The organism is Bacteroides sp. Ga6A2, assembly GCF_000702225.1.
GTDB lineage: Bacteria > Bacteroidota > Bacteroidia > Bacteroidales > Bacteroidaceae > Ga6A1.
The window spans coordinates 1-5,422 of sequence record NZ_JNKX01000074.1 but is presented as its reverse complement, the minus strand read 5'-3'; the positions used below and the strand labels follow the sequence as shown (position 1 = coordinate 5,422).

Here is a 5,422-nt window from a genome sequence, read left to right as displayed (position 1 = left end):
GGGCCGACTCTGAGAACAGAATCAAGGAACTGAAATACGATTTTTCTATAGACGACTTCGTATCGCACAACTTCTGGGCGACAGAAGCCTGCGGCAATTTCATAATCATGGCATACAACTTCATGTCGCTGTTTCGCCATGCATTGATGAACTCCGACAAAAAGAAGTTCCTCAAGACAATCCGCTACGAACTGATATCAACACCCGCATATCTGGGAAGGACAAAGAACAAGCACATTCTGTACTTGGCCAGGTCGTTGAAAACACGACGATCCTTCCTATCGATATGGGAAAAACTAAAGGATTTCTCTCTGCCATACAGCACCGAGAAATCCTAATGACCGATTTGGGATAAAACAAAAAGGTGATAATATGACCGATGCCGATTGGGAATACCTTGCCAAACTCGTTTTTGATGAAACACGTACAGATTATTGGCAAACCATTGGAGATGGATGCTCATGGTACTGCGGCGATGGCGGTCCAATCAAGATTAAGGCATCGAGCCGACTAAAAAGTCAAGGAAAGAATAGTTATAACGAAGAGAATCTTCACGACTTTTCATACAAAACGCCTTGGGTCGAGGGCGCAGATGGCTACGGCGAGGGCGAATGGGTTGAATATACTTTCATAGCTAATAGTCCGCGAATTACTGAAATTCGCATAGCTAACGGCTATGTGAAGAGTCAGACGGCTTGGCAGAACAACTCGCGCGTGAAGAAACTGAAGGTCTATGTAAACGACAAGCCGTATGCTTTTCTTAATCTCGAAGACAGCCGCAGCGAACAGACTTTCAATATCGCTCCACTAACCGACAAAAAGAAGCAATGGACAATGAAATTTGAAATTGTCGAGGTTTACAAAGGCAAAAAATACGACGATACCACGCTGTCCGAAATCTACTTCGACGGCATGGACGTGCATTGCTTCTTGGCAGGCACAAAAATTCTGATGTCCGACAACTCAACAAAAAATATCGAGGAGATAAAACGAGGTGATAAGATTCTGACATTTAACAAATTAACAAACAAGAAAGAAGTCGCAACAGTTGAAGAAACAGCCTCCGTTAAGCATAATAACCTTGTAACATACACTTTCGAGGGCGGCAAGACGATTACCGCCACCGACGACCATCCGTTTATGACAAAATGCGGCTGGGCTTCCATGAATCCTTCGAAATCAGTGAATTACAAAGGTTTTGAGCAGATTTGTCGGATAAAAGCGGGCGACAAATTCGTAACAAATTCGGGCATGCTCACGCTTGTCTCAACTTCGGTTTCTCCAGAATCGCATACAACATATACGATTACAAAACTTTCTGACGGCAACTCATTTTATGCCAACGACTTGCTTGTTGGAGTTGAAGAAATGAAATAGAACAAGATGAGGTTGCGAAGTCCGATTCGTAAACCACTATCTTACTGACATTTACCCCATTTTACAGAATCCAACGCTTTCACGAGTCCGTTGTAGTCGAGCGATTCCATGCTAACCTTGCCGGGGGCAAAGCTGCACGAATTGACCTTCTTGTCCCACGAAACGGAACAGAAGTTCGAAGGACGCTGGCATTTTAGCAAACACGACGGACTTTGGAACGGTTTTCCGCCAGCCACGGAAGCCAGTTGTCGCGGCGTTGGAGTATTTGCAAATCGCTGAGGCACAAGAATTATCTGGTCGCTATACAACGTCTGGCTGAGGCGTGAATATACATCTTTTGCCGCCTCGATTTTGTCTGCTCCGACAAGCAGATTCAATCCCTGTTTAATGCCTATTTCCGCTATTTTTTGCAAACGCCGCTCCACCCTCGCAACCTCGGCCTTGTTGTCGGGTTGATGAATTGTAAGATGGATTTTGTCTGGCTTGTGCAGACAGAGTTGCTCCCAAACATCTGCCTTTTCGAGCGGCAGACCGTTTGACGTTACCGACAGATAACATCGCGTAAACAACGCATCAATTACTTCGAAAACGCCCTCATATTCAAATGGTTCGCCTCCGCCAAGAGATACCGCTTTTATGCCGTGACTGACGCAATCCGAAGCAAAACGAATCACCTCGTCTGGCATCCAAACAGTATTCCCCTCGCGCGTGCTATGGTTGTAGCAGAACGAACATTGTTTCGAACAAAAGTTCGACAAATCAATAGATAACAGTTCTATCATCATTCTCCTTTCAGTTTTTTCATTTCATCGACTGTGATGATGTGCGGAATCTTCTTGCCACGATATGGCAGCAGAGCCAGAGATTCGATTTCTGCCCTGCGAGATTCCATTTCAGAACGCTTGAATACTGGATATTCTACTCCACAAATCGTCATTCTGCCGTTGCTGATGCCGTATTTCCTCGACATCACCTCTTCCGACAGTTCGTCGAGAATCAGAACACGAGGCTTGAAACAGTCAATCTTGTCTTCGAGATAGCGATAGCTCTTCAGATAAAAGTCTTCGAGTTGCTTTCGGGATACATCACTATATAATTTACCAGCCTTTAACTCCACCTTATTTTGGGGAATCTTCTGCAAGAAGGATAACCAAATTGAACTCAACGTAATTACATCATCCTTACATTCTTCTTTGTAATCAACTCTTTCCAACGGACTTATTACTTGCATTACCGTCGGACAACTTGAAAATTGTAAAGAAAAGCACCTAAAACAACCAGCCCATTTTACACACTCTTCACATTGATAAGTCTCTCTTTCCGAACAATGTTGTAGAAAAACTGGTGCATTCAAATCCGTCAGAACGTACGCTTCCGAACCATCCGTTAATTTTGCAAGAATATATTCTGCTTCATCAAAAATGACAGTTTCTGTACTATAAAAATTACATGGAACCCACTCCGCTATCTGAAAATTCTTCTTCTCGCTGAATTTTATCGGTAGTATAGGGATTCTTCGACGTAAAGAATCAGGAAACTGACTTAATTTGACAGGATTTGATGGAACATTCAGCCTTTCTGGTAAATCATCAGTCCAATATGGCTGACCGTAAATGAAATACGGAAGATTGTCAAAATCCTTTTCAAATATAACCTTATCATCTTCCCAATCATCATTGACATAAAACATTCGCCACTCATAGAACTTAACAATCAACTTATCGTCGAGCATCCTCTGTATGGCAGAATCATTTAAACTATAACTTTCGTCTTTAATAACACTTGCATCAATATAATACAAGCCTCTTCGTTTTGACAAGCAATGCACAATTTCAAAATTCTCTTTCTCAGCGAGTTCCATGAAATCTTTTTCCTTTGCCGTATCTATTAAGACCATACAATTTGACAAATCCGCATCATTGAAGTCAACAGTCTTACAATTTCCTAATATTTCGTCTATCTGTTCATCTGTTAAAGAAACTTCTTCTCCAACATTCATATCATCACCGAAAACTATGCTTTCAATGCCAAGTTCCTTCTTTGCAATCCAAGGCACAGGACCATTTTCGTTGTAATTGATGATTGCCACGTTGCCGTCTTCGTCGGCAGCATACCAAGCCGTCGACATAGAATGAGTTGCAGGATATTCCTTGTCTGTTATCATAGTCTGAGAATAAAATGACAAGCAAATATAATTATTTTTTCGCGTTTTTGTTCTTCTTTCAGAGGCTTTTACGTCGCGATCTGCAAAATCATTCTCCTTTCAGCTTTTTCATTTCTTCGACTGTGATGATGTGCGGAATCTTCTTGCCACGATACGGCAGCAGAGCCAGAGCCTCGATTTCAGCCCTGCGAGATTCGATTTCAGAGCGCTTGAAAACAGGATATTCTACTCCGCAAATCGTTACCTTGCCGTTGCTGATGCCATATTTCCTCGACATTACCTCTTCCGACAGTTCGTCGAGAATTAGAACGCGAGGCTTGAAACAGTCTATCTTGTCTTCGAGATATCGATAGCTCTTCAGATAATATTCTTCGAGTTGCTTTCGGGATACCTTGCGTTCAACATCCTCCGGAAAGAATGTTCCTTCTTCCATCTTTCTATACGGAACTTTCGGCAAAAACGGTAGCCAGATTGAATGCAGGGCAATCTCGCCGATGTCCTCGCGAATTGCATTGTCGATATTTCCCAAAGGACTTATTATCTGCGCAACCGTAGGGTTGCCCATTCGTTGAAATGATGCGCCCGTATAGCAAAAGCCGCGACATTCATCGCACTTAAATTCCTCTTTCTCTGGACAATAGTTTATGAAATTCTTTGCACAAAGATTTGTCAGAACATACGCTTTCGAACCGTCGGTCAGACTTGTGAGCGCATACTCGCAGCCGTCAATCTCTTCGGTTTCGGCATCAGCAAAATTGCACAGAGTCCATTCTGCAATCTGAAATTTATCCTTCTCGCTGAACTTTATCGGAAGAACCGGGGTGACCCTCCGCAAAGATTCGGGAAGCTGGCTCAGTTTGACTGGATTCTTCGGAATATTCAGTCTTTCGGAAAGCACATTAGAATCGAAATGCTGAGAAAAGACAAAATAAGGCAGATTGTCGAAATGCTTTTCGAAAGTCTCTTTGTCATCATCCCAAACACTTTCAACAAACATATCCTTCAGACTATAGACCCAGACGATAATATTGCGGTTGAGCATCTCTTGCAAGGCGTTTGGAGCATCTTTCGATAGATGCAGCCTGACTAACAGTTTGTGCACAAAATCCTTGTCTTGCAGACAACCAAGCGCATCAATCATATACAAGCCTCTTTCTTTCGACAAGCACTTTTCTATTTTAAAGCCCTCGTTTTTTGAAAGTTCGAGGAACTCGCTCTCCTTTGCCGTATCTATCTGTACAATACAGTTATAACTCCAGTCTTTTTCGGCTTCCGGACTGTGACGATTCTCCATCAATTCGTCAATCTGGTCGTCGGTCAAGGAAACTGAAGGTCTTGTCGGCTCTTCGTCGCACGAACCCAAAACGATACTGTCTATAACCGTTTCTTCTGTACCGCAAGGCACAGGACCGTTTTCGTTGTAATTTACTATCGCCACATTACCATCCTCATCGGCAACGTACCATGCTGTATCCATTGAGTGAGTTGCCGGATATTCCTTGTCTATTGTCATAGTTTTAATTTTATTGCTGTCCGGTAAAATATTTTTAGTGTGAAAAAAATTAAGGTCGTATTCCTCGCATGGAATCCGACCCTTTTTGTTATCTTTGTTTTAACCACAAAACAGCAATAACATGGGCAAAGATAGCAATTTTACCGGACAGCCGGTGTATAGTCAGATATTAAATCTGCTTGACCGTGAAAGAATCATGCAGATTAGCCGTGAAACAGAAGGCAGCGAGGCGTATGTGAAGCGTTTTGACGGATACCAGCATCTGGTCGTTATGCTGTTTGGCATATTGAATCACTTTGATTCCCTGCGCGAACTGGAGATAGGCATGAAAGCGGAGGCGCACAAACTGCATCATCTCGGTCTGAACT

At 42.8% G+C, this 5,422-nt stretch carries 6 protein-coding genes; 3 read left to right on the top strand and 3 right to left on the bottom strand.

Annotated features, from left to right (window positions below; all coding sequences use genetic code 11):
* Both T538_RS0113530 and T538_RS0113525 read left to right on the top strand, forming a co-directional pair.
* On the top strand, positions 1-338 hold a 338-nt coding region (locus T538_RS0113530; protein WP_031541407.1), incomplete at its 5' end, for a transposase.
* 34 nt (positions 339-372) lie between these two features.
* Positions 373-1,377, top strand: coding sequence for an NADase-type glycan-binding domain-containing protein (locus T538_RS0113525; RefSeq protein ID WP_031534527.1), 1,005 nt, complete (start codon positions 373-375; stop codon positions 1,375-1,377).
* Positions 1,378-1,418: 41 nt separating this feature from the next.
* On the opposite strand, the gene T538_RS0113520 is transcribed toward T538_RS0113525, so the two are convergent.
* The 3 genes from T538_RS0113520 to T538_RS0113510 all read right to left on the bottom strand — a co-directional run bounded on the left by T538_RS0113520 (position 1,419) and on the right by T538_RS0113510 (position 5,054).
* Positions 1,419-2,162 carry a radical SAM protein gene (locus T538_RS0113520; protein WP_031534530.1) on the bottom strand — a complete coding sequence of 248 codons (744 nt, stop codon included), beginning with the start codon at positions 2,160-2,162 and terminating at the stop codon, positions 1,419-1,421.
* The gene (locus T538_RS0113515; protein ID WP_031534532.1) at positions 2,159-3,541 is read right to left on the bottom strand and encodes a hypothetical protein; all 1,383 of its coding nucleotides are present in this window, start codon (positions 3,539-3,541) and stop codon (positions 2,159-2,161) included. Before T538_RS0113515 ends, T538_RS0113520 begins: the two co-directional genes overlap by 4 nt.
* An 88-nt stretch (positions 3,542-3,629) precedes the next feature.
* Complete coding sequence (locus T538_RS0113510; RefSeq protein ID WP_031534534.1) at positions 3,630-5,054, bottom strand: hypothetical protein; 1,425 nt, start codon at positions 5,052-5,054, stop codon at positions 3,630-3,632.
* 121 nt (positions 5,055-5,175) lie between these two features.
* Here T538_RS0113510 and T538_RS0113505 point away from each other — a divergent pair.
* On the top strand, positions 5,176-5,422 hold a 247-nt coding region (locus T538_RS0113505), incomplete at its 3' end, for a DUF4372 domain-containing protein (protein ID WP_031540829.1).

Coding starts and splice junctions, on each gene's coding strand:
- T538_RS0113525 (WP_031534527.1), top strand. CDS start 373: ATGACCGATGCCGATTGGGAATACCTTGCCAAACTCGTTTTTGATGAA.
- T538_RS0113520 (WP_031534530.1), bottom strand. CDS start 2,162: ATGATGATAGAACTGTTATCTATTGATTTGTCGAACTTTTGTTCGAAA.
- T538_RS0113515 (WP_031534532.1), bottom strand. CDS start 3,541: ATGATAACAGACAAGGAATATCCTGCAACTCATTCTATGTCGACGGCT.
- T538_RS0113510 (WP_031534534.1), bottom strand. CDS start 5,054: ATGACAATAGACAAGGAATATCCGGCAACTCACTCAATGGATACAGCA.